Annotated in this window: 19 protein-coding genes and 1 tRNA gene; 6 read left to right on the forward strand and 14 right to left on the reverse strand. The window is 69.3% G+C overall.

The window, feature by feature from the left end; translation table 11 throughout:
- Positions 1 to 28: 28 nt before the first annotated feature.
- The gene (locus tag ACNJ7E_RS41220; RefSeq protein ID WP_043778322.1) at positions 29 to 259 is read left to right on the forward strand and encodes a DUF6480 family protein; all 231 of its coding nucleotides are present in this window, start codon (positions 29 to 31) and stop codon (positions 257 to 259) included.
- On the opposite strand, the gene ACNJ7E_RS41225 is transcribed toward ACNJ7E_RS41220, so the two are convergent.
- Together ACNJ7E_RS41225 and ACNJ7E_RS41230 are read right to left on the reverse strand one after the other, a co-directional pair.
- Positions 200 to 1,369: an AI-2E family transporter gene (locus ACNJ7E_RS41225; RefSeq protein ID WP_280782456.1), complete on the reverse strand. Its 1,170-nt coding sequence runs from the start codon at positions 1,367 to 1,369 to the stop codon at positions 200 to 202. The genes ACNJ7E_RS41220 and ACNJ7E_RS41225 overlap by 60 nt on opposite strands.
- Before the next feature lie 126 nt (positions 1,370 to 1,495).
- Positions 1,496 to 1,568 (reverse strand) — tRNA-Asn (locus ACNJ7E_RS41230).
- Between the two features lie 138 nt (positions 1,569 to 1,706).
- Here ACNJ7E_RS41230 and ACNJ7E_RS41235 point away from each other — a divergent pair.
- Complete coding sequence (locus ACNJ7E_RS41235; protein WP_280782455.1) at positions 1,707 to 1,955, forward strand: hypothetical protein; 249 nt, start codon at positions 1,707 to 1,709, stop codon at positions 1,953 to 1,955.
- Between the two features lie 15 nt (positions 1,956 to 1,970).
- Here the strand turns inward: ACNJ7E_RS41235 and dnaG are convergent, their stop codons facing one another.
- From dnaG to ACNJ7E_RS41255, 4 genes are all read right to left on the reverse strand, one after another.
- Positions 1,971 to 3,905 (reverse strand): DNA primase, encoded by a 1,935-nt coding sequence (gene dnaG, locus ACNJ7E_RS41240; protein WP_283333663.1) that lies wholly within the window; start codon positions 3,903 to 3,905, stop codon positions 1,971 to 1,973.
- A 48-nt stretch (positions 3,906 to 3,953) separates the two neighbouring features.
- Positions 3,954 to 5,159 (reverse strand): lipase family protein, encoded by a 1,206-nt coding sequence (locus tag ACNJ7E_RS41245; RefSeq protein WP_418342523.1) that lies wholly within the window; start codon positions 5,157 to 5,159, stop codon positions 3,954 to 3,956.
- An 87-nt stretch (positions 5,160 to 5,246) separates the two neighbouring features.
- Entirely contained in the window at positions 5,247 to 6,545 is a 1,299-nt protein-coding gene (locus ACNJ7E_RS41250; RefSeq protein WP_105415130.1) for a deoxyguanosinetriphosphate triphosphohydrolase, read from the reverse strand.
- Between the two features lie 7 nt (positions 6,546 to 6,552).
- The gene (locus ACNJ7E_RS41255) at positions 6,553 to 7,245 is read right to left on the reverse strand and encodes a YdcF family protein (protein ID WP_009473925.1); all 693 of its coding nucleotides are present in this window, start codon (positions 7,243 to 7,245) and stop codon (positions 6,553 to 6,555) included.
- Positions 7,246 to 7,314: 69 nt separating this feature from the next.
- Between ACNJ7E_RS41255 and ACNJ7E_RS41260 the strand changes: the two genes are divergently transcribed.
- Together ACNJ7E_RS41260 and ACNJ7E_RS41265 are read left to right on the forward strand one after the other, a co-directional pair.
- The gene (locus ACNJ7E_RS41260) at positions 7,315 to 9,372 is read left to right on the forward strand and encodes a TPM domain-containing protein (RefSeq protein WP_280782452.1); all 2,058 of its coding nucleotides are present in this window, start codon (positions 7,315 to 7,317) and stop codon (positions 9,370 to 9,372) included.
- Between the two features lie 161 nt (positions 9,373 to 9,533).
- A complete protein-coding gene (locus ACNJ7E_RS41265) occupies positions 9,534 to 10,208 on the forward strand; it encodes a hypothetical protein (protein WP_280782451.1) in 675 nt (224 codons plus the stop codon).
- A 7-nt stretch (positions 10,209 to 10,215) separates the two neighbouring features.
- Here ACNJ7E_RS41265 and ACNJ7E_RS41270 read toward each other — a convergent pair whose 3' ends face one another.
- The gene (locus ACNJ7E_RS41270; protein ID WP_005571613.1) at positions 10,216 to 11,607 is read right to left on the reverse strand and encodes a glycine--tRNA ligase; all 1,392 of its coding nucleotides are present in this window, start codon (positions 11,605 to 11,607) and stop codon (positions 10,216 to 10,218) included.
- Between the two features lie 221 nt (positions 11,608 to 11,828).
- On the opposite strand from ACNJ7E_RS41270, the gene ACNJ7E_RS41275 reads away from it, so the two are divergent.
- Together ACNJ7E_RS41275 and ACNJ7E_RS41280 are read left to right on the forward strand one after the other, a co-directional pair.
- Positions 11,829 to 12,173 (forward strand): ArsR/SmtB family transcription factor, encoded by a 345-nt coding sequence (locus tag ACNJ7E_RS41275; RefSeq protein ID WP_009473928.1) that lies wholly within the window; start codon positions 11,829 to 11,831, stop codon positions 12,171 to 12,173.
- Between the two features lie 5 nt (positions 12,174 to 12,178).
- A complete protein-coding gene (locus tag ACNJ7E_RS41280) occupies positions 12,179 to 12,604 on the forward strand; it encodes a Fur family transcriptional regulator (RefSeq protein WP_009473929.1) in 426 nt (141 codons plus the stop codon).
- Between the two features lie 3 nt (positions 12,605 to 12,607).
- Here ACNJ7E_RS41280 and ACNJ7E_RS41285 read toward each other — a convergent pair whose 3' ends face one another.
- From ACNJ7E_RS41285 to ACNJ7E_RS41315, 7 genes are all read right to left on the reverse strand, one after another.
- Positions 12,608 to 13,009, reverse strand: a complete 402-nt coding sequence (locus ACNJ7E_RS41285; RefSeq protein ID WP_009473930.1) for a hypothetical protein — start codon at positions 13,007 to 13,009, stop codon at positions 12,608 to 12,610.
- Positions 13,006 to 13,815, reverse strand: a complete 810-nt coding sequence (locus ACNJ7E_RS41290) for an isoprenyl transferase (protein WP_037226677.1) — start codon at positions 13,813 to 13,815, stop codon at positions 13,006 to 13,008. Before ACNJ7E_RS41290 ends, ACNJ7E_RS41285 begins: the two co-directional genes overlap by 4 nt.
- Complete coding sequence (recO, locus tag ACNJ7E_RS41295; protein ID WP_009473932.1) at positions 13,781 to 14,596, reverse strand: DNA repair protein RecO; 816 nt, start codon at positions 14,594 to 14,596, stop codon at positions 13,781 to 13,783. The genes ACNJ7E_RS41290 and recO overlap by 35 nt, the downstream gene beginning before the upstream one ends.
- Before the next feature lie 58 nt (positions 14,597 to 14,654).
- Positions 14,655 to 15,611 carry an alpha/beta fold hydrolase gene (locus ACNJ7E_RS41300; RefSeq protein WP_280782466.1) on the reverse strand — a complete coding sequence of 319 codons (957 nt, stop codon included), beginning with the start codon at positions 15,609 to 15,611 and terminating at the stop codon, positions 14,655 to 14,657.
- Positions 15,612 to 15,708: 97 nt separating this feature from the next.
- Positions 15,709 to 15,999, reverse strand: a complete 291-nt coding sequence (locus ACNJ7E_RS41305; protein WP_009473934.1) for a DUF1905 domain-containing protein — start codon at positions 15,997 to 15,999, stop codon at positions 15,709 to 15,711.
- A 96-nt stretch (positions 16,000 to 16,095) separates the two neighbouring features.
- Positions 16,096 to 16,776: a response regulator gene (locus ACNJ7E_RS41310; RefSeq protein ID WP_009473935.1), complete on the reverse strand. Its 681-nt coding sequence runs from the start codon at positions 16,774 to 16,776 to the stop codon at positions 16,096 to 16,098.
- Positions 16,773 to 19,134: DUF4118 domain-containing protein (locus ACNJ7E_RS41315; protein ID WP_418342524.1), on the reverse strand; the 2,362-nt coding region annotated here is incomplete at its 5' end. The genes ACNJ7E_RS41310 and ACNJ7E_RS41315, both read right to left, overlap by 4 nt.

Genomic DNA, 19,134 nt, shown 5'->3' on the forward strand with positions numbered 1-19,134 from the left:
GCGGAGGACCACGAGACGGGAGCACAGGATGAGCGTCGAACGACCAGGACCCGAACCGGACGATGCACCGGCGCTCGACGACGGAGGGGGCGTTCGGCCGGGTGACACGCCACCGGATGCCGGCCAGACCTCGGGGTTGTCGCATCCGCAGCCGATGCCGGGCCGGACGGTGCCGATCCTCGCGTTCATCGTGGTGGGTCTACTCGTCCTCGCGGTCGCGGCCTTCTTCGTCGCCCGCGTGTTTGCGTTGTTCGACTGAGGTGACCGGCGCGGACGCGTCTGCGACGAGTTCGTACCGTCGCCCGTACGTTTCGACGAGGGCCTGGATCGCGGCGACCACCGGCACCGACACCAGGGCGCCGACCGGGCCGAACAGCGAGGCGCCCACGATCACCGATCCGAACGCGACCGCGGGGTGGATCGAGACCGTCGCGGAGGTGATGCGCGGGTGCAGCACGTAGTTCTCGATCTGCTGGTAGACGGTCCCGAACACGATCACCCACACCCCGTCCATCGGCTGGGACGCCGCTGCGATGATTGCGGGGAGGGCGATCGCGAGGTAGGTGCCCAGGGTGGGGACGAACTGCGAGACGATGCCGGTCCACAGCGCCAGCGGCAACCAGTAGGGCACGCCGATCGCCACGAGGAAGATGCCCGTGGCGACCGAACTCACCGCAGCGAGGATCAGCCGTGACACCACGTATCCGCCGGCCTTCTCGACCGAGATCTCCCACACCACCGAGATGGCCCGCTGTTGCCGCGCCGGGAACCAGCTCGAGATCGTGCGGCGAAGGGCAGGCCCCTGCGCGGACATGTAGAACACGAACAGCAGCAGCGTCAGCATCTGGAACACGACGCCGAGCAGCGACGACAACACACCCAGAACTCCCGGTGTGAACCGCTCGGCGAGGTCTCGGATGGTCTCCGGTGTGAGGTGGATCAGATCCTCGCCGGTCGCGAAGTCGGTGTCGAACACGCGATTGGACCAGTCGGTGACCGAGGACAACGCACCCGGCAGGGCCTTGAGGAGCTGGGCGAGTTGCTGGGCGAGCAGTGTCCCGAAGAGTGCCAGGAACCCGATGGCGAAGACGAACAGCGCGAACAGGACGAGCCCGGTGGCGGCTCCGCGCCGCAACCCCCGGCGCTCGAGCCAGTCGACGACCGGTTCGATGGTGATACTGAACAACCACGCGAGGAACAGCAACCCCAGAAAGCTCCGCAGGTTGACGAACAGCCACCCCGACAACTGGTAGGCGGCGACGGCCAGCAGGACGTAGAGGATCGAGGGCAGAAGCCACCGCGGGGCGTCGCCTGTGCCGAAGCGCCCGATCGACCCTGTCCGCCCGGTTTCGCGGCCGTCCTCGCTCATCGCACACCCCGCGATCGATTGCTGCCGATACAGCGGGAATGTACTCGCCCCGGAGGGTGCACCTGTCCGAATTGACCGGGGCGCAGCAGAAAACCCCGCCCGGATGAACCGGACGGGGTTTCGGTGCTCCCCCGGCTGGACTCGAACCAGCAACCGTCCGATTAACAGTCGGAAGCTCTGCCAATTGAGCTACAGGGGATTATTCTGCTGTGCTTCGCCGTTCCCGGCGATGCGAGAGAAACTGTAGCGCATAGCCCCACCCCAGTACCAAATCGCCTGCCTGTCGACGCATCAGGCAGGATGGGTGCAGGTCGTTGTGCGTCGGGAGGAAGCGGGAATGATGCGGTTGTTGATCGGTATCGCTGCGGGGTACGTGCTGGGTACGCGAGCAGGACGTGTGCGCTACGAACAGATCAGCCGGGCCACCAAGGCCGTGGCCACCAGCCCGGCCACGAAGAAGGTGCTGCAGATGTCGCGTCAGAAGCTGTCCGACTCCCTGAACACTCAGCCGAAGCTCGAGCCCATGAAGCCGCTCGACGAGGAAACGACCATCCTGGTTCCCCAGGATCAGCTCAAGAAGAAGTAGACGGCGGCGGCCGGGTCAGCCGGCCATCCCGTCCCGGTTGGTGTCGCCGATCGCCTGATCGAGCAGGCTGCGGCGGTACTGCTCCAGGGCGACGAGGTCGCCGAGCAGCGAATGGAACTCGTCCGACGCCGTGGCCGGTGAAATGCGCTGCAGCTTGGACTTCAGTTCCGCCACCTGCTCCCCCACCCACACCTCCTGCAGGCGTGCGATCACGCCGGAGATGTATCGCGGCACGGTGTCCTCTTCGGCGGGCAACGGCTCGACGGCGAGTTCCGACACGAGCGACGCCGCGGTGACGTCGTCGACACCGCGGCTGACCGCGTCGACCCACTCGCCGCCGCCGAGTCCCGCGCTGGTGCCGCCGGACGCGATCATCGACTCACGGATCACGACGTACGTCGGATGCGTGAACGTCTCCACCGGCAGCGAGTCGAATACGGTGCCCGCGATCGCCGGGTACTGCAACGCACCCTTCAGTGCCTCGCGCTGCGCCCACAGCGTCGGATCGTTCGGCCGGGGCCGGGTGAGCCCGACCGGCAACTGCGGTGTGTCCTGGTCCTCGTCCCGGGCGGCCTTCTTCTTGAGCGGCGCAGGCAGCGACCCGCGGGTGGACGCCCGCTTGCGCGCCTCGTCCCGCACCCGCTGCCGGACGGCGGCGATGTCGTCCCAGCCCACCCAGCCGGACAACTGGACGGCGTAACTGTCCCGCAGCGTCGCTTCCTTGATCTGCGCGACCACCGGCACGGTGCGCCGCAGCGCCTCGACCCGGCCCTCGGCGGTCTCGAGGTCGTGCTCGGTGAGGATCGACTTGACCACGAACTCGAACATCGGTGTGCGACGCGCCACCAGGTCGCGGACGGCGGCGTCACCGGACTTCTGCCGCAACTCGCACGGGTCCATGCCCTCGGGTGCCACGGCGACGAACGTCTGCCCGGCCATCTTCTGGTCACCCTCGAACGCCTTCATCGCCGCGGCCTGGCCCGCGGCGTCCCCGTCGAACGTGTAGATGATCTCGCCGCGAAAGTAGCTGTCGTCCATCAGCAGTCGCCGCAGCATCGCGAGGTGGTCCTCACCGAACGCGGTGCCACAGGCGGCGACGGCGGTCTTGACCCCGGCCAGGTGCATCGCCATGACGTCGGTGTATCCCTCGACCACCACGGCCTGATGCCCCTTGGCGATGTCGCGCTTGGCGAGGTCGAGCCCGAACAGCACCTGAGACTTCTTGTACAGCATGGTTTCCGGCGTGTTGACGTACTTGCCGGGCATGGTGTCGTCGTCGAACAACTTGCGGGCGCCGAACCCGATGACGTCGCCGGACAGGTTCCGGATGGGCCAGAGCAGGCGCCGGTGGAAGCGGTCGATGTGACCACGCCGCCCGGCTTTCGACAGGCCCGCAGCCTCGAGCTCCTTGACGTCGAAACCCTTGCCCAGCAGGTGCTTCGTGAGGATGTCCCAGCCGTCGGGTGCATACCCGCACCCGAACTGCTGCGCGGCCTGCGCGTCGAAGTTCCGTTCCGTCAGGTAGTCGCGGGCCGCCTGCGCGTCGGGTTCCTGCAGGCGCGCCGAGTAGAACTCCTGCGCGGCCGCGTTGGCCGCGACCAGCCGGGAGCGGGTGCCGCGGTCGCGTTGCACCGAGGTGCCGCCGCCCTCGTACGAGATGGTGTAGTTCAACCGGTCGGCGAGCTGCTCGACGGCCTCGACGAAACTGATGTGGTCGATCTTCTGGAGGAAGGAGTAGACGTCGCCGCCCTCGCCGCACCCGAAGCAGTGGTAGTGCCCGTGATTGGGCCGCACGTGGAACGACGGCGACTTCTCGTCGTGGAACGGGCACAGCCCCTTCATGGAGTCGCCGCCCGCGCGCTTGAGGGAGACGTACTCCCCCACGATGTCCTCGATCCGTGTGCGCTCGCGAATGGCCGCAACGTCACGATCAGGGATTCTGCCAGCCACGAACGACAGTCTAGGCGCTCCGCCGCAGCCCGAACTTCCGCCTCGGGGTCAGCAGTTCGACGGGGCGGGAATCCCGGCGAATCGGTCGCCGAGATAGCCGAATGCGGGACCGGCACCGAGCATGGTGGCGGTGCCGTGGTCGGCGCCCGGGATCACGTCGAACTGCACCGGCACACCCTGTGAGCAGTACCGGGCGACGGTGTTCTGTACCGGCCCGATGGCGACGAGGGGGTCCGCGCTGCCGTGCCAGACGAACATCGGCGTCCTCGGCACTCCCGGATACAGTTCGACGCTGTTCTCGTCCATCACCGAGCGGCCGGACGGATCGGCGAGGATGCCGGGACCGTTGGTCAGGTCGGGTAGCGACTTCCCCGCACCGGCGCCGAGGATCGAATCCGTGCACATGTTGCTCATCTGCGCCCGCAGGGCGAGTCCGTCGCCGTTGAGGCCGTCTCCGAGCGGTGACCGCGTCGGGTATTCACGCTCGAGACCGATGGCGGCCGCGAATCCCAGGCCGAACGCCTGCGAGCGGGTGCTGCCCAGCCGGTCGGCCAGTTCACCGATGTTGACCGGTGTGCCGCCCTGGGCCACGCCCACGATGTTCAGTTCCGGGGCGTAGGTGGGTGCGAGCGCCGCAGCCCAGTTGGTCGCCATGGCGCCGCCCGAATAGCCGGCCAGCCCGACCGGACTGCCACCGAGTCCTGCTTCCGGGAGCCGCTGCGCGGCGCGGACACCGTCGAGGACGAGCCGGCCGCCGAGTTTCGCGGCGCCGTATGCGCTGGTCGGTCCGAGGTGGTCGGGCACGGCGATGGCCCAGCCGCGCGCGAGCAGGGCGTTGAGGGCGGGCCCCTCCTGGATTCCGCCGTTGAACAGCTGATGGGACGGCGCGCACTCGAGCCCGAGCGCGTTGACGAAGGGCTGATAGGACACGAGCGGCCGGTTGGCCGGGGTGCCGCGGGGCACCAGCACCGTGGTGATCGCGGCGATGGGCGCTCCGGCGGAGTTGGTCGACTTGTACTTCACCTGCCAGGCGTCGGCGGTGGGGAAACCGGTGGCGGCGACCGGTCGGCTCGCCAGCACGTCACCGTCGGCGCGTGCCCCGACGTCGGTGGGCGCACCGTAGAACGGGTCGGGGTCCGCGAACGGGTACGCGGGCGCGGCGTGCGCCGCGGGTGGGGCCAGTAGGGCGGCACCGACCGCCACCGCCAGCGCTGCGGACGTCGAACCGATGATCTTGCGCACTGCAGACTTCATCCGGTCTCCCTGACCATTGGGTGCGAGCTGTCTCTAGACCTATTCGTAGCACCGCGGCGGCAGGATGGGTCCGGCTTCCGAACTTTGTCAGCCCCAGCTCGCCTGTGCTCCGAGACTGGACTTGTCGACCCGTTCGAGACGGCTCTCGGTGTAGGAGGCGATCTGGTCGACGACGACCCGGACCCGTGCGGGGTCGTCGGCCGCGGCGTTCCAGGCGGGAATCAGGATGGGGTCGAGACCGGCGGGTGCGGTCGCGAGCAGCCATTCGGCGACGCGGTGCACGCGGTCACGCTGGCGTGCCTGCCGCGCCCGGTGGCCGGCATCCGACATCACGTAGTTCAGTGCGAACGTCTTGAGCAGCGCCACCTCCGCCGCCACCACCGGCGGGACCACCAGGTCGGCGTCGTACCGGGCGACCGGCTTGTCGCCGTGGACGTCGCGGGTCCCGATGATCGCGGCGGTCGCGAACCGGCCTACCAGTTCGCTGGTGAGGTTCTTCAGGGCGACCGAACTGGTGAGCGTGCCGTCGTAGCTGCCCACCTCGACGACGACGGGCAGACGACTCAACCGCGTCGCGGCCTCGACCAGTTCCTCCACGTCGAGGCCCGGGAACTCCGACGCACCGAATTCGGCGAGCGCCCGCTGATCCACCGGATCGGCCAGTGAACGCAGATCGATGCGCCCGTCGATCACGCCGTCCTCGACGTCGTGCACGGAATAGGCGACGTCGTCGGCCCAATCCATGACCTGCGCCTCGAGGCACTGGTGGCCGTCGGGGGCACCCTCGCGGATCCACGCGAGCACGTCGGCGTCGTCGTCGTAGGCCCCGAACTTCGCGCCGGGGCGCGGCCGGGTCCACGGGTACTTGATCGCCGCGTCCAGCGACGCGCGGGTGAGGTTGAGCCCGGCACTGCTTCCGTCGGGGTAGAGCACCTTCGGTTCGAGGCTCGTGAGGATGCGCAGATTCTGGGCGTTGCCCTCGAACCCCCCGCAGCTTTCCGCGACCTCGTCGAGGGCCTTCTCCCCGTTGTGACCGTACGGCGGGTGGCCGATGTCGTGCGCGAGGCCGGCGAGGTCCACCAGATCGGGATCGCAGCCGAGACCGTCGGCGATTCCGCGACCGATCTGCGCAACCTCGATCGAGTGCGTCAACCGTGTCCGCGGAGTGTCACCGTCCCGGGGGCCCACCACCTGGGTCTTGTCGGCGAGTCTGCGGAGCGCGGCCGAGTGCTGGACGCGGGCGCGGTCGCGGGAGAAGACGGATCGGTGTTGCGCGGCCGCGATCTGGCTGCCCGGGATTCCCGCCCGTTTCGGTGCCTCGCGGACCCGGCGGGCGACGTCGTGCGCGGAGTACACGTCGCCGAGGGGTGTCGTGTGTGCTGTCATCGAATGTCTACTGTCCCGCCGTGTAGGGGAAGTCGGCCGAGAAGTGGGTGAGCTGGTACCAGATCAACGCCCCTGTCTCCCGGGCGATTCCGTGCAACTGGGATTCGCGGGTGAACACGGCGGGCCCCTGCCGGGTGGGCGCCGTCCACGCGTCGAGTCCGGCGTCGCGTGCCATCGTCCGCGTCCGCAGCGAATGCCACGGGTCGCTGACCAGGACCGCCGAATCGATGCCCTGCGCCCCCATCGCCTCACTCACCGCCTCGATGCTGAGCAGGGTGTCCGACCCCTCCTCGACCGCGGTGATGCTGTCGGCGGGGACGCCGCGCGAGATCAGATAGTTCTTGCCGGACGCCGCCTCGGTGTACTCGTCGCCCTCCTGTTTGCCGCCGACCGTGATGACCTCGGGGGCCACCCCGCGCTCGTACAGCTTGTACGCCTGCTCGAGCCGGGCCTCGAACACCGACGACGGGGTTCCCGAGTACTGGGCGGCCCCGAGCACGACGATCGCGTCGGCGGCGGACGTGTCGTCGATCCGCGCGACCTGCCACACCCGGACCGCGGTGCCGAGCACCAGCGCGGCGGCGAGGAGGACCACGCCGGCGATGATCCGGCGGGTCCACCGGGCCAGCGTGCCGGCGAACCCCAGGCGCGCAGGACGGCGCGGGAGGTCGTGGCGTTCACGGCTCGGTGCAGAATTCACTCCCTGATTCTGCCAGCTGTCGCCGAACTGTCCCGATGACGACTCGCCACACCCGATAGATTTGCTGCCATGCCACTCGCACCGCGCCTCGAGCAGACGCCGTCGTTCCGCTCCCGACTTCCCCGTGCTCGGCGGTTCGCCGCCGTCGGCGCCGTCTCCGCACTCCTGACTCTCGTGGCGATCCTGTTCTCTCCCGCGAGCGCCTCGGCGGACGCACCGTTCCGTCTTCCCGGGCAGATCACGGACACCGTCGGCGTGCTCGACGCCGACCAGCAGAGCGACGTCCAGGCCGCGATCGACCAGCTGTACGACGAGCACAAGGTGCGGTTGTGGGTGGTGTACGTGCCCGACTTCAACGGGCTCGGCGCCGGTCCGTGGGCGGATCAGACGGCGCAGGCGTCCTCGCTCGGCGACCGCGACGCCCTGCTCGCGGTCGCGACGGTCGACCGCGAGTACGCCCTCATCGCGCCGGACGGACTGTCGGAGATCACCAGCGACGAGGCCGAGTCGATCCGGGTGGATGCGGTGGAACCCGCCCTGCGCGAGGAGGATTGGGCCGGAGGCGCGATCGCCGCAGCAGGCGGCCTGGGCGACGCGATGACTCCGGGCGAAGGAATGTCGGTGCGCACACTGCTGATCGGCGGCTGTGTGGTCGTCGTGGGTGCGGGTGGCGTGGTGCTGTATTCGCGGAAGAAGAAGCACGACCGCACCCGGGCCGGCGTCGAGGCGGCGCGCAGCATCAGCCCCGAGGACACCGCCGCTCTGACGGCGCTCCCGCTGCCGACGCTGGACGAGCGCGCCAAGGAGGTGCTCGTCGAGACCGACGACGCGCTGCGTACGAGTCAGGAGGAACTCGACCTGGCCCGCGGCGAATTCGGCGAGCAGGCCACAGCATCGTTCACGGCGGCGTTCGACACGGCGAAGGCGACGCTCGCGGCCGCGTTCACCGTCCGTCAGCGACTCGACGACGCGATCCCCGAGACCCCGCAGCAGCAACGGGAGATGCTCATCGACATCATCACCTCGTGCGGGCGCGCCGACCGCGAACTCAATGAGCGGGTCCAGGAGTTCGACGGACTCCGGGACCTGCTGATCAACGCCCCCGACCGACTCGACGCGCTCACTCGGGACATGGTCGCGCTCACCGTGCGCATCCCCGAATCCACGCAGACGCTCGCCACCCTGCAGACCGAATTCCCGGCCGCCGCACTCGCTTCCGTCGCCCACAACGTGACGATGGCGGAGGAGCGGCTCGCGTTCGCGGAACGGGCCGTGGCCGACGGACGGGACGCGATCGCCCTGCCGCCCGGAAAACAGGGGCCGGCGGTGTCGGCGATCCGCGGAGCCGAGGGCGCCCTCGAACAGGCCCGGACGCTGCTCGACGCCGTCGACCACGCCGCGGAAGACATCCGGCACGCCATCGCGACGCTGCCGGCCGCGATCACCGACGTGGAGGCCGGGATCGCGGCCGCCGCCCAGTTCACCGAGCAGGGTGGGGACCGGCTCGCTCGGGCCCGCGCCGCGGCCGAGGCGGCGCTGGCGGCTGCGCGGGCCGCCGCGGACACCGACCCGCTCGGCAGCTTCACCCAGATCGTCAAGGCAGACGCGGAACTCGACGCCGTCCTCGCCGAGGCGCAGGAATCCCGGCAGCAGGCCGAGCGCGCGCAGCAGCGTCTCGAGCAGGACCTCATGGCCGCGCAGTCGCAGGTCACGGCGGCGTCGGACTTCATCGGTACCCGACGCGGCGCGGTGGGAGCGGACGCCCGGACCCGCCTCACGGAGGCGCAGCGGCACCTGGCGGGCGCGCAGCAACTCCGCGGCACCGACGCCTCCCGCGCGCTTCAGCACGCCCAGGCCGCGGCCGCCCTGGCGGCCGACGCACTGCGCCTGGCGCAGAACGACGTGAGCCGCTGGGAGTCCCGCCAGCGCCCAGGGCCCGGAAGCGGTGGCGGGAACGCCACCGGCGCGATCCTCGGCGGCATCCTGATCGACAGCATCCTGCGCGGCGGATTCAGCGGCGGCAGCAACTGGGGAAGCCGCGGCTCCGGCGGTGGCCGCAGCAGCGGCCCGCGGTCCTTCGGCGGCCCGAGCAGCTCCGGCCGGATCAGTGGGGGCGGCCGATTCTGACGTCCTCCCGAGTCTTCGTCGCATTCGCTTGCGTCGCGGCCACCGCCTGCGGCGTCCTGTCGGGCTGCGAGGGCGGGGACCCGGCCGAGGACGACGCGATCCCGCTGTCGGCTGAGGCCTATCGCAGCCGGGAGGACGACGCGGCAGGTGGGCGGATTCACGTGCGGATCGCGAACACCGGCGACGCGCCCGTCGCCGTGACATCCGTGGCGTTGGACAGTCCCGGCTTCGAGGCGGCGCCCGCGACCCGGCGCGAGGTCGAACTCGGCCCCGGCAGCCGGATCGATGTCGAGGCCGAATACGGCCCGGTGCGCTGCGACACGTCCCCGGAGCCGGCGTACGCCCTGGTCGGTGTCGCCGATCGGGACGGCTCGCCCGTGCGGGTGCCGCTCGCAGCCCCGTACGACGTCCTCGGACGAATCCACGACGGCGACTGCGCCGCAGAGGATCTGGCGCGGGCCGTACCGGTGACACTGATCCCGGCGGCGGCTCCTCCCGAGCCGACCGCACCCCTGCCCGCCCAGCTCGTCGTGAGCCGGGGAACGGCGTCGGGTGACATCCGGTTGGACGAGATCGGCGGCAGCGTCCTGTATGCGCTGCACGGCGCGCTGCCCGCCACCATGCGGGCGGGCGAGGACCGGCTGAGCGTCGACATCACGATCGACGCGGCGCGCTGCGACCCCCATGCCCTCGCGGAGGCGAAGAAGCCCTTCGTCTTTCCGCTGTGGATCGCCGTCAGCTCCTCGGCACCGGAATACTCACGCATCCCGGTGTCCGAGGAGAACCGGCGAATCCTGACGAACTATCTGACCGCGACCTGCGACGCGCGCAGGTGACGGCGGATCAGGAACCGATGAGGCGCTGCGCCAGGTAACCCTCGACCTGGTCGAGCGCGACCCGCTCCTGAGCCATGGAGTCACGCTCACGCACGGTCACGGCGTGGTCCTCGAGCGTGTCGAAGTCCACGGTGATGCAGAACGGTGTGCCGATCTCGTCCTGACGGCGGTAGCGGCGGCCGATCGCGCCGGCGTCGTCGAACTCGACGTTCCAGTGCTGACGGAGCGTCGCGGCGAGATCCTTGGCCTTCGGCGTCAGGTCCGCGTTACGCGACAGCGGCAGCACCGCGGCCTTCACCGGGGCGAGACGACGGTCCAGACGCAGCACGGTGCGCTTGTCGACGCCGCCCTTCGCGTTCGGCGCCTCGTCCTCGGTGTACGCGTCGACGAGGAACGCCATCAGCGACCGCGTGAGACCGGCTGCCGGCTCGATGACGTACGGCGTGTAGCGCTCACCGGTGGCCTGGTCGTAGTAGTTGAGATCGGTGCCCGAATGCTTCGAGTGGGTCGACAGGTCGAAGTCGGTGCGGTTGGCCACACCCTCGAGCTCGCCCCACTCGCTGCCCTGGAAGTGGAAGCGGTACTCGATGTCGACGGTGCGCTTGGAGTAGTGCGACAGCTTGTCCTGGGCGTGCTCGTACAGGCGCAGGTTGTCCTTGTTGATGCCGAGCCCGGTGTACCAGTCCATGCGGTAGTCGATCCAGTACTGGTGCCACTCTTCGTCCTCGCCGGGCTTGACGAAGAATTCCATCTCCATCTGCTCGAACTCGCGGGTGCGGAAGATGAAGTTTCCGGGCGTGATCTCGTTGCGGAAGCTCTTGCCGATCTGGCCGATGCCGAACGGGGGCTTCTTGCGCGACGTGGTGAGCACGTTCGCGAAGTTCACGAAGATGCCCTGCGCGGTCTCGGGGCGGAGGTAGTGCATGCCCTCTTCGCTCTCGACCGGGCCGAGGTACGTCTTCAACATCATGTTGAAGTCGCGGGGCTCGGTCCACTGACCGACCGTGCCGCAGTCGGGGCAGGCCACGACGTCCATCGGGACGTCGTCCGGGTTGTCGAGGCCCTTCTTCTCCGCGTAGGCCTCCTGCAGGTGGTCCTGACGGTGACGCTTGTGACAGTTGAGGCACTCGACCAGCGGGTCGTTGAACACGCCGACGTGACCGGACGCCACCCACACCTCGCGGGGCAGGATGACCGAGGAGTCGAGGCCGACGACGTCCTCGCGGCTGGTGACCATGTTGCGCCACCACTGCTTCTTGATGTTCTCCTTGAGCTCGACGCCCAAGGGGCCGTAGTCCCAGGCCGACTTCGTGCCTCCGTAGATCTCACCGCACGGGTAGACCAGGCCACGACGCTTGGCGAGATTGACGACGGTTTCGACTTTGGACTTCGGTGCCACTCGGGTGCTCTCCATCTGGGTAATAGATGCATGGTTCACGTGCGCTTTTCGGAGCCCAGCCTATCTGCCCGACCGCGGTCGGTTCACCCACCCGGTTGACATGCGTATTCGCGCATATCAAAATGGAATCGATTTGCAATAAGGTGAGGGTGATCCTCCCGGGCCGACGGCCTCGCGGCCACGGTCCCGTCCATTGTCCGGCACTCCGAAGGAGATCACTGGTGAGCGTCATCGATCCCGGGGATCTGCATCCGTTCGAGGCGGCGGCGCCCGCCCACGTGCCGTCGAAGGAGACCCTTGCGGCGGCCGGCGACATCCTGCGCGCCCTCGCGGCCCCCGTCCGGATCGCGATCGTCCTCCAGCTCCGCGAATCGGAACGGTGCGTGCACGAACTCGTCGGGGCACTCGGAGTCACCCAGCCACTGATCAGCCAGCATCTTCGCGTGCTCAAGGCCGCGGGCGTCGTGCGCGGCGAACGCACCGGACGTGAGGTCCTCTACCGCCTGGTGGACGACCACCTCGCCCACATCGTCGTGGACGCCGTCGCGCACGCCGAGGAAGGATAGAAGCCTTGACCCAGAACACCGGCCAGCGCAAGCCCGTCGTCGTGGGAGTACGCGCCACCAAGCAGCGCAGCGCCATCTCCGCGCTCCTCGACGACATCGAGGAGTTCCGGTCGGCGCAGGAACTGCACGACGAACTCCGCAAGCGCGGCGAGGGCATCGGGCTGACCACCGTCTACCGCACCCTGCAAACGCTCGCCGACGCCGGCACGGTCGACGTCCTGCGCACCGACACCGGTGAATCCGTGTACCGGCGCTGCTCGTCCGGACATCACCATCACCTGGTCTGCCGTGCCTGCGGCTACACCGTCGAGGTCGAGGGGCCCACCGTCGAGCAGTGGTCGCAGTCGATCGCCGACGCACACGGCTTCTCCGACGTCAGCCACACCATCGAGATCTTCGGCGTCTGCAAGGACTGCACCGCGACGCAGTGAGCGTCAGGGGATCAGCCCCTGCCGGGCGGTGTCGGCCCCGCTCAACACGAGAAGCAGCATCGTGGTCAGTGCCTCGTCCTCGAGCCCGGCAGCCGGGAACGTGTAGCGCAGGATGACGTCCGCGAGCCGGCCGTGACCGAACACCGCGATCGAACCGAACTGCAGTGCGCCGTTCCGCTCCGCGACCTTCTTGTGCAGCGACGCGCTGACCGGACGATCCCAGGCCAGCACGCACGTCATCGACAACACATCGAGGCCCTCGGTGAGGGTCATCGCACTGATCGAGCACAGCGCCCCGGCGTACTCGAAACTCAGCGAACCGTCCTCCGCCCGGGTGACGGTGGCGAAGTGCTCGAGCGCGTCCGCCGCCCGCCCGAGCAGCGCGGGCGCCCCGTCGACGGTCATTTCACACCACCGAACCGACGGTCACGCGACGCGTACTCGACACACGCCGCCCACAGGTCCCGGCGGTCGAAATCCGGAAACAGCTTCTCCTGGTACACCATCTCGGCGTAGGCCGACTGCCAGATCAGGAAGTTGGACGTGCGCTGCTCGCCGGACGGCCGGAGGAACAGGTCGACGTCCGGCATGTCCGGCTCGTCGAGGTACCGGGCCACGGTCGCCTCGGTGATCTTCTCCGGGTCGAGTTGCCCCGCCGCGACCCGCCTGCCGATCTCCTTCGCCGCGTCGGCGATCTCCGCGCGCCCGCCGTAGTTGACGCACATGGTCAGGTTCATGACCGTGTTGTGCTTCGTCAGCTCCTCGGCGATCTCGAGTTCCTTGATGACGCTGCGCCACAGCTTGGGACGGCGCCCCGCCCACCGCACGCGCACCCCCATCTCGTGCATCTCGTCGCGGCGACGCCGGATCACGTCGCGGTTGAAGCCCATCAGGAAGCGGACCTCCTCGGGGCTGCGTTTCCAGTTCTCGGTGGAGAACGCGTAGGCCGACAACCATTCGACGCCCATCTCGATGCACCCGCAGACGGCGTCCATCAACACGGCCTCGCCACGTTCGTGGCCCGCGGTCCGGGGCAGTCCGCGCTCCTGCGCCCAGCGGCCGTTGCCGTCCATCACCAGCGCGATGTGCCGGGGCACGAGTTCGGGTTGCAGGCCGGGCGGGCGGGCGCCCGAGGGGTGCGGGTCCGGCGGCCGGATCTGGCGCTCGGCCCCGGAACTATGCGGGGCTCGAGGTTCGCGTCGTCGAATCACGGTCCCCATCCTGCCTGACCGAATCCTCCACCCTTACCGCCGCATGCGGTCGTGCGCGTTCGATCAGCGGGAGGGTGCGGAGTTGCCGTTCGAGGTGCCACTGCAGATGCGCCGCGACGAGACCGCTGGCCTGCCCCCGCAACGACTCGGGCACGTCCTCCGTGCTCGCCCAGTCGCCGCGGATCAGCGCATCCATCAGGTCGAGGACACCCGGTGACGGCGTGGCGGCGCCCGGCGGTCGGCAACGGACGCACACCGCTCCCCCGGCGGCCACGTGGAATGCCCGGTGCGGTCCGGGGGCGCTGCACCGCGCGCAGTCGTCGAGGGCGGGAGCCCACCCCGCAAAACCCATGGCCCGCAACAGGAAGGCGTCGAGGATCAGCTCGCACGGGCGGTTGTGCTCGGCGACGGCCCGCAGCGCCCCGACCGTCAGGCGATGTAGTTGCGGCGCCGGGGCCCGTTCCTCACCGGCGAGCCGCTCGGCGGTCTCGAGGATCGCGCACGCCGTGGTGTACCGGGAGTAGTCGTCGACGATGTCGGTCGCGAACGCGTCGACCGTCTGGACCTGGGTGACGATGTCGAGGTTGCGGCCCGGGTAGAGCTGCACGTCGATGTGCGCGAACGGCTCGAGCCGGGCGCCGAACTTGGACTTCGTGCGGCGCACCCCCTTGGCGACCGCGCGCACCAGACCGTGCTGCCGGGTGAGGAGTGTGACGATACGGTCGGCCTCGCCCAGCTTGTGCTGGCGCAGGACCACCGCATTGTCTCGATACAACCTCACCGGTCCAGTCTCCCACGTCGCGGCGACCACATTCCGCAGGCCGAGCCGGATGCGACGGTCAGGGCTCGGTGCGCCCGTCGCGCACGGCGTCGACGACGTCGCGGACTCCGTCGATGACGAGTTGCGGCTGCTCGATGTTGATGTTGTGGCCGCTGTTCGTGTTCGTGACATGCGTGGCACCCGGGACGAGTTGTGCCAGATCCGCCTGCGCCTTCGGCTGCACGGCGTCGAGGGCCGGGCCGTAGCCGGGATCGATGTCGGCGGGGAGGCTTCCGTTCGCAATGCCCTCCGCGATCTGCGGCGCCACCGAACGGTCGGCGGAGAGGACGACGAGCGGCTGGGGCCGGATCGGTTCGGCGGCGCGGATCTCGTCGAAGCTGCGGACGAAGTCGACACGCTCGAGGTCCGGGTACTCGTCGAGACTGTCCTGCTGCGGGGTGTTGAGCCGCAGGAACTCCTCGAACTGCTCCGGGGGCAGGAGCGTCTGCAGCTCCTCCGACTGCGCGTCGATCAGCACCATGCCCGCCACCTCGTCGGGATGGGTGCCGGCGAAGAGTCTCGCGATCTGACCGCCGTAGGAGTGGGCGGCCAGCACGTAGGGGCCGGGGCCGGCCTCGCCCGCGGCGCCCAGCAGCGACTGGAGGTCGGCGACCGCGTCCGTGGTGGTGATCGGCTGCGGAACCGGGTCGCTGCGGCTCAATGCGTCGTCGCCCAGCACGACTCCCGGCCGGTCGTACGAGCAGACTCGGGTGAACTCGGCGACCCCCTCGAAGGCCGAGGTGCTTGCCGGATCGGCCGTCGTCGTCCACTGATCGGCACCGAACCGGAGACCGGACACGAACACGACGGTCGGTGCGCCTGTGCCCGCACACTCGAGATGGATGTTCCTACCCCCGCCGATGTCGACGGTGCCGGCGAAATTCTCGCTCGTGTCGCCGTCGTCGCTCACTCCGCACGCGGCGACGAGCACCACGACCCCCAGAGTGGGGAGCCACCCCGACAACCGCGGCCACATCAGCACGACACACCTCGAAACCCGTTCGGAAACGCAGACCGCTTCCGGGTGATCCGTACCCCGCTCTCCCCGGATCAAACCCGGACGCCGCCCGGCGTCAGCCGAAACGCTGCTCGAGGTGCACCGTCACCTCCACTCCGGCACGGTCCTTACCGATCAACTTGCACAGTGCGATCTTCAGGGGAAGCCAGTGCGGACCTTCACCCGAGGGCATCAGGGTCGCATTGAACGGGTGGCCGTCGATCGTCCCGCCGACCTTCACCGGCCGCCGCGTTCCGAGAAGTTCGGCGGAGTCCGGCACGGTCACGTACGTGGCGAACGCCCCGTCCTTCTGGATCGGCGCCGTGAAGGTGTGCGCGAGTGGTTGCGGGGTCTTCGGTGCGGGCATTCGTGGCTCCTCCGGTCGAGTGTGATGCTGCGGTCGAAGGTAGGACTCCCGGAGCCGGCCGGAATCATCGGTCGTGAGCAGGATCACGTCGCCCGGTCACACCTGGAACCGGTACCCCATCCCGGCCTCGGTGATGAGGTGACGCGGGTGGGACGGGTCGTCCTCGAGTTTGCGCCTCAGCTGCGCCAGATACACCCGCAGGTAGTGGGTCTCGGTGGCGTACGCCGGACCCCACACCTCCCGCAGCAGTTCCTTCTGCCCCACCAGCTTGCCCTTGTTGCGCACCAGCATCTCGAGCATTCCCCACTCGGTCGGCGTCAGGTGCACCTCGGTCCCTGCCCGCCGCACCGTCTTCGCCGCCAGATCGACCGTGAACGAATCCGTTTCCACCACAGGTTCACTCGTGTCGACGGCCGTCGTCGCCCGGCGGGCGGCCGCACGCACCCGGGCCAGGAACTCGTCCATCCCGAACGGCTTGGTGACGTAGTCGTCGGCGCCGGCGTCGAGAGCGTCGACCTTGTCCGCGGAGTCCGTCCGCGCCGACAGCACGATGACCGGTGCGGGGCACCACCCGCGGAGGCCGGCCAGCACCTCGGTGCCGTCCATGTCGGGTAGCCCGAGGTCGAGCACGATCACGTCCGGCGGTCGCTCGGCCGCGGCGCGCAGGGCGGCCGCCCCGGACGCGGCCGTCACCACGTCGTACCCGCGCACGCTCAGATTGATCCGCAGGGCGCGGAGAATCTGCGGTTCGTCGTCGACGACGAGAACTCTCGTCATGAATGCTCCCCTCCCGCCCCGGCCAGCTCCACCACCATCGTCAGACCACCGCCGGGGGTGTCGGTGGCGCTGATGGTTCCGCCCATCGCGTCGACGAATCCGCGGACGACGGAGAGCCCGAGCCCGACTCCCGTGGTCGTGTCGCGGTCCCCCAGCCGCTGGAACGGGGCGAACATCTCGTCTGCCCGCCCACGCGGAATTCCCGGCCCCGTGTCGGCGACGGTGATGACGGCGCGGTCGCCCACCGCCGCGGCACCGACCCGGATCACGGAGTCCTCACCGTAGCGGAGTGCGTTGTCGATCAGATTGGCGAGCACCCGCTCGAGCAGGCCCGAATCCGCCATCGCCGTCACCGTTCCGACGTCGACTTCCACCCTTTCCCGGGCCCGGGTCCCGGTCCGGCCGCCGATTCCCAGACCCACCAGCGCCCGGTGCACCACCTCGTCGAGGTACACCGGCCGCAGCGTCGGGGTCACCACTCCCGCCGCGAGACGGGAGGAGTCGAGCAGGTTCCCGACGAGAGAGGTCAGCACGTCGGCCGATTCCTCGATGGTCGCGAGCAGTTCGGCGGTGTCCTCCGGGGAGAAGTCGACGTCGTCGCTGCGCAGGCTGGACGCGGCGGCCTTGACCGCGGCCAGTGGGGTCCGGAGGTCGTGGCTGACGGCGGACAGCAGCGACCGCCGCAACCGGTCGGCCTCGGCCAGCGCCTGCGCCTGCCCCGCCTCCTGCGCGAGCTCGGTCTGGCGGATCATGCCCACCGCCTGGTTGGCGACGGCGAGGAGCACCCGACGGTCCCGGGCGTGCAGTTCGCTGCCGCGCAGGGCGAGCGCGTATTCCCCTTCCCCCACCTCGCAGACGGTGTCGGCGTCGGCGATGCTCACCGGTGGGTGCGGCCCGACGGACCCCACCGGACCGCGGTCCCGGTGCAGCACGCTGACCGAATCCTGGCCGTAGGTCTCGCGCACCTTCTCGAGCAGCGTGTCGAGGTCGGCGCCGCGCAGCACCGATCCGGCGAACAGTGCCAGCAGCTCGGCTTCCTGCGACGCCCGGCGGGCTTCCCGTGAACGTTTGGCGGCCGCGTCGACGAGGACCGCGACGGCGACGGCCACCACGAGCAGCACGACCGTGGTGATGAAGTTGTCCGGCTCGGCGATGGTGAAGCTCCGCACCGGCGGCGTGAAGAAGTAGTTGAGGAACAGACCCGAGATCAGCGCGGAGAACGCGGCGGGGGCGACACCCCCGAGCAGCGACACGAGCAGCACCACGATGAAGAACAGGGCTCCCTCGCCGACCAATCCGAGCCACCGGTCGACGGCACTCATCACCAGCGTGGCCACCGACGGTACGAGGACGGCGGCGATCCAGGCGATCGCCGTGCGCGAACGGGAGCCCACCGGCGACAACCGCCGCGGGCGGTGGGATTCGCCGTGCGTCACCATGTGCACGTCGATCGACCCGGACTGTTGCACCACGCTTGCGCCGATGCCCTCGTCGAAGATCCGCGCCCACCGTGAGCGTCTCGACGTGCCCAGCACCAGTTGTGTGGCGTTCGCGGTCCGGGCGAAGTCGAGCAACGTGGTCGGGACGTCGTCGCCGACGACGCTGTGCAGACTCGCGCCGATATTTGCGGCGAGGGCCCGTACCTTGCCCATCTCCGGAGCCGAGACACCCGCGAGGCCGTCGCCGCGCACCACGTGCACGACGATCAGTTCGGCGCTGGATCTCGACGCGATCCGGCCGGCGCGCCGAACCAGCGTCTCCGATTCCGGTCCGCCCGTCACCGCGACCACCACCCGTTCCCGGGCCTCCCACGTGTCGGTGATCTTGTTCTCCGCACGGTATTTCGCGAGTGCGGCATCCACCTGGTCGGCCACCCACAGCAGGGCCAGTTCGCGGAGTGCGGTGAGGTTCCCTTTCCGGAAGTAATTGCTCAGTGCCGCATCGACTTTGTCCGCGGCATAGATGTTGCCGTGGGACAGCCTGCGGCGCAGAGCCTCCGGAGTGATGTCGACCAATTCGACCTGCGTGGCGGCGCGCACCACCTCGTCGGGAACCGTTTCCTGCTGCACCACTCCGGTGATCCGCTGCACCACGTCGTTGAGGCTTTCGAGGTGCTGGACGTTGAGCGTCGAGAGGACGTCGATCCCCGCGGCGAGGAGTATCTCCACGTCCTGCCAGCGTTTCTCGTGGACGCTGCCCGGTGTGTTCGTGTGCGCGAGCTCGTCTACGAGGACCAGCGCCGGCCTGCGGGCCAGCACCGCCTCGACGTCGAGTTCCCGGCCGAGCGTGCCCCGGTAGGCGATCAGCTTGGGCGGAATCAGTTCGAGGTCGCCGAGCTGCGCCGCCGTGCGGTCGCGG

The organism is Rhodococcus mengyinensis (assembly GCF_048381435.1).
Classification (GTDB): domain Bacteria; phylum Actinomycetota; class Actinomycetes; order Mycobacteriales; family Mycobacteriaceae; genus Rhodococcus_F; species Rhodococcus_F opacus_D.

Coding starts and splice junctions, on each gene's coding strand:
- ACNJ7E_RS41220 (WP_043778322.1), top strand. CDS start 29: ATGAGCGTCGAACGACCAGGACCCGAACCGGACGATGCACCGGCGCTC.
- ACNJ7E_RS41225 (WP_280782456.1), bottom strand. CDS start 1,369: ATGAGCGAGGACGGCCGCGAAACCGGGCGGACAGGGTCGATCGGGCGC.
- ACNJ7E_RS41235 (WP_280782455.1), top strand. CDS start 1,707: ATGATGCGGTTGTTGATCGGTATCGCTGCGGGGTACGTGCTGGGTACG.
- ACNJ7E_RS41245 (WP_418342523.1), bottom strand. CDS start 5,159: ATGAAGTCTGCAGTGCGCAAGATCATCGGTTCGACGTCCGCAGCGCTG.
- ACNJ7E_RS41250 (WP_105415130.1), bottom strand. CDS start 6,545: ATGACAGCACACACGACACCCCTCGGCGACGTGTACTCCGCGCACGAC.
- ACNJ7E_RS41260 (WP_280782452.1), top strand. CDS start 7,315: ATGCCACTCGCACCGCGCCTCGAGCAGACGCCGTCGTTCCGCTCCCGA.
- ACNJ7E_RS41285 (WP_009473930.1), bottom strand. CDS start 13,009: ATGACCGTCGACGGGGCGCCCGCGCTGCTCGGGCGGGCGGCGGACGCG.
- ACNJ7E_RS41300 (WP_280782466.1), bottom strand. CDS start 15,611: ATGTGGCCGCGGTTGTCGGGGTGGCTCCCCACTCTGGGGGTCGTGGTG.
- ACNJ7E_RS41305 (WP_009473934.1), bottom strand. CDS start 15,999: ATGCCCGCACCGAAGACCCCGCAACCACTCGCGCACACCTTCACGGCG.
- ACNJ7E_RS41310 (WP_009473935.1), bottom strand. CDS start 16,776: ATGACGAGAGTTCTCGTCGTCGACGACGAACCGCAGATTCTCCGCGCC.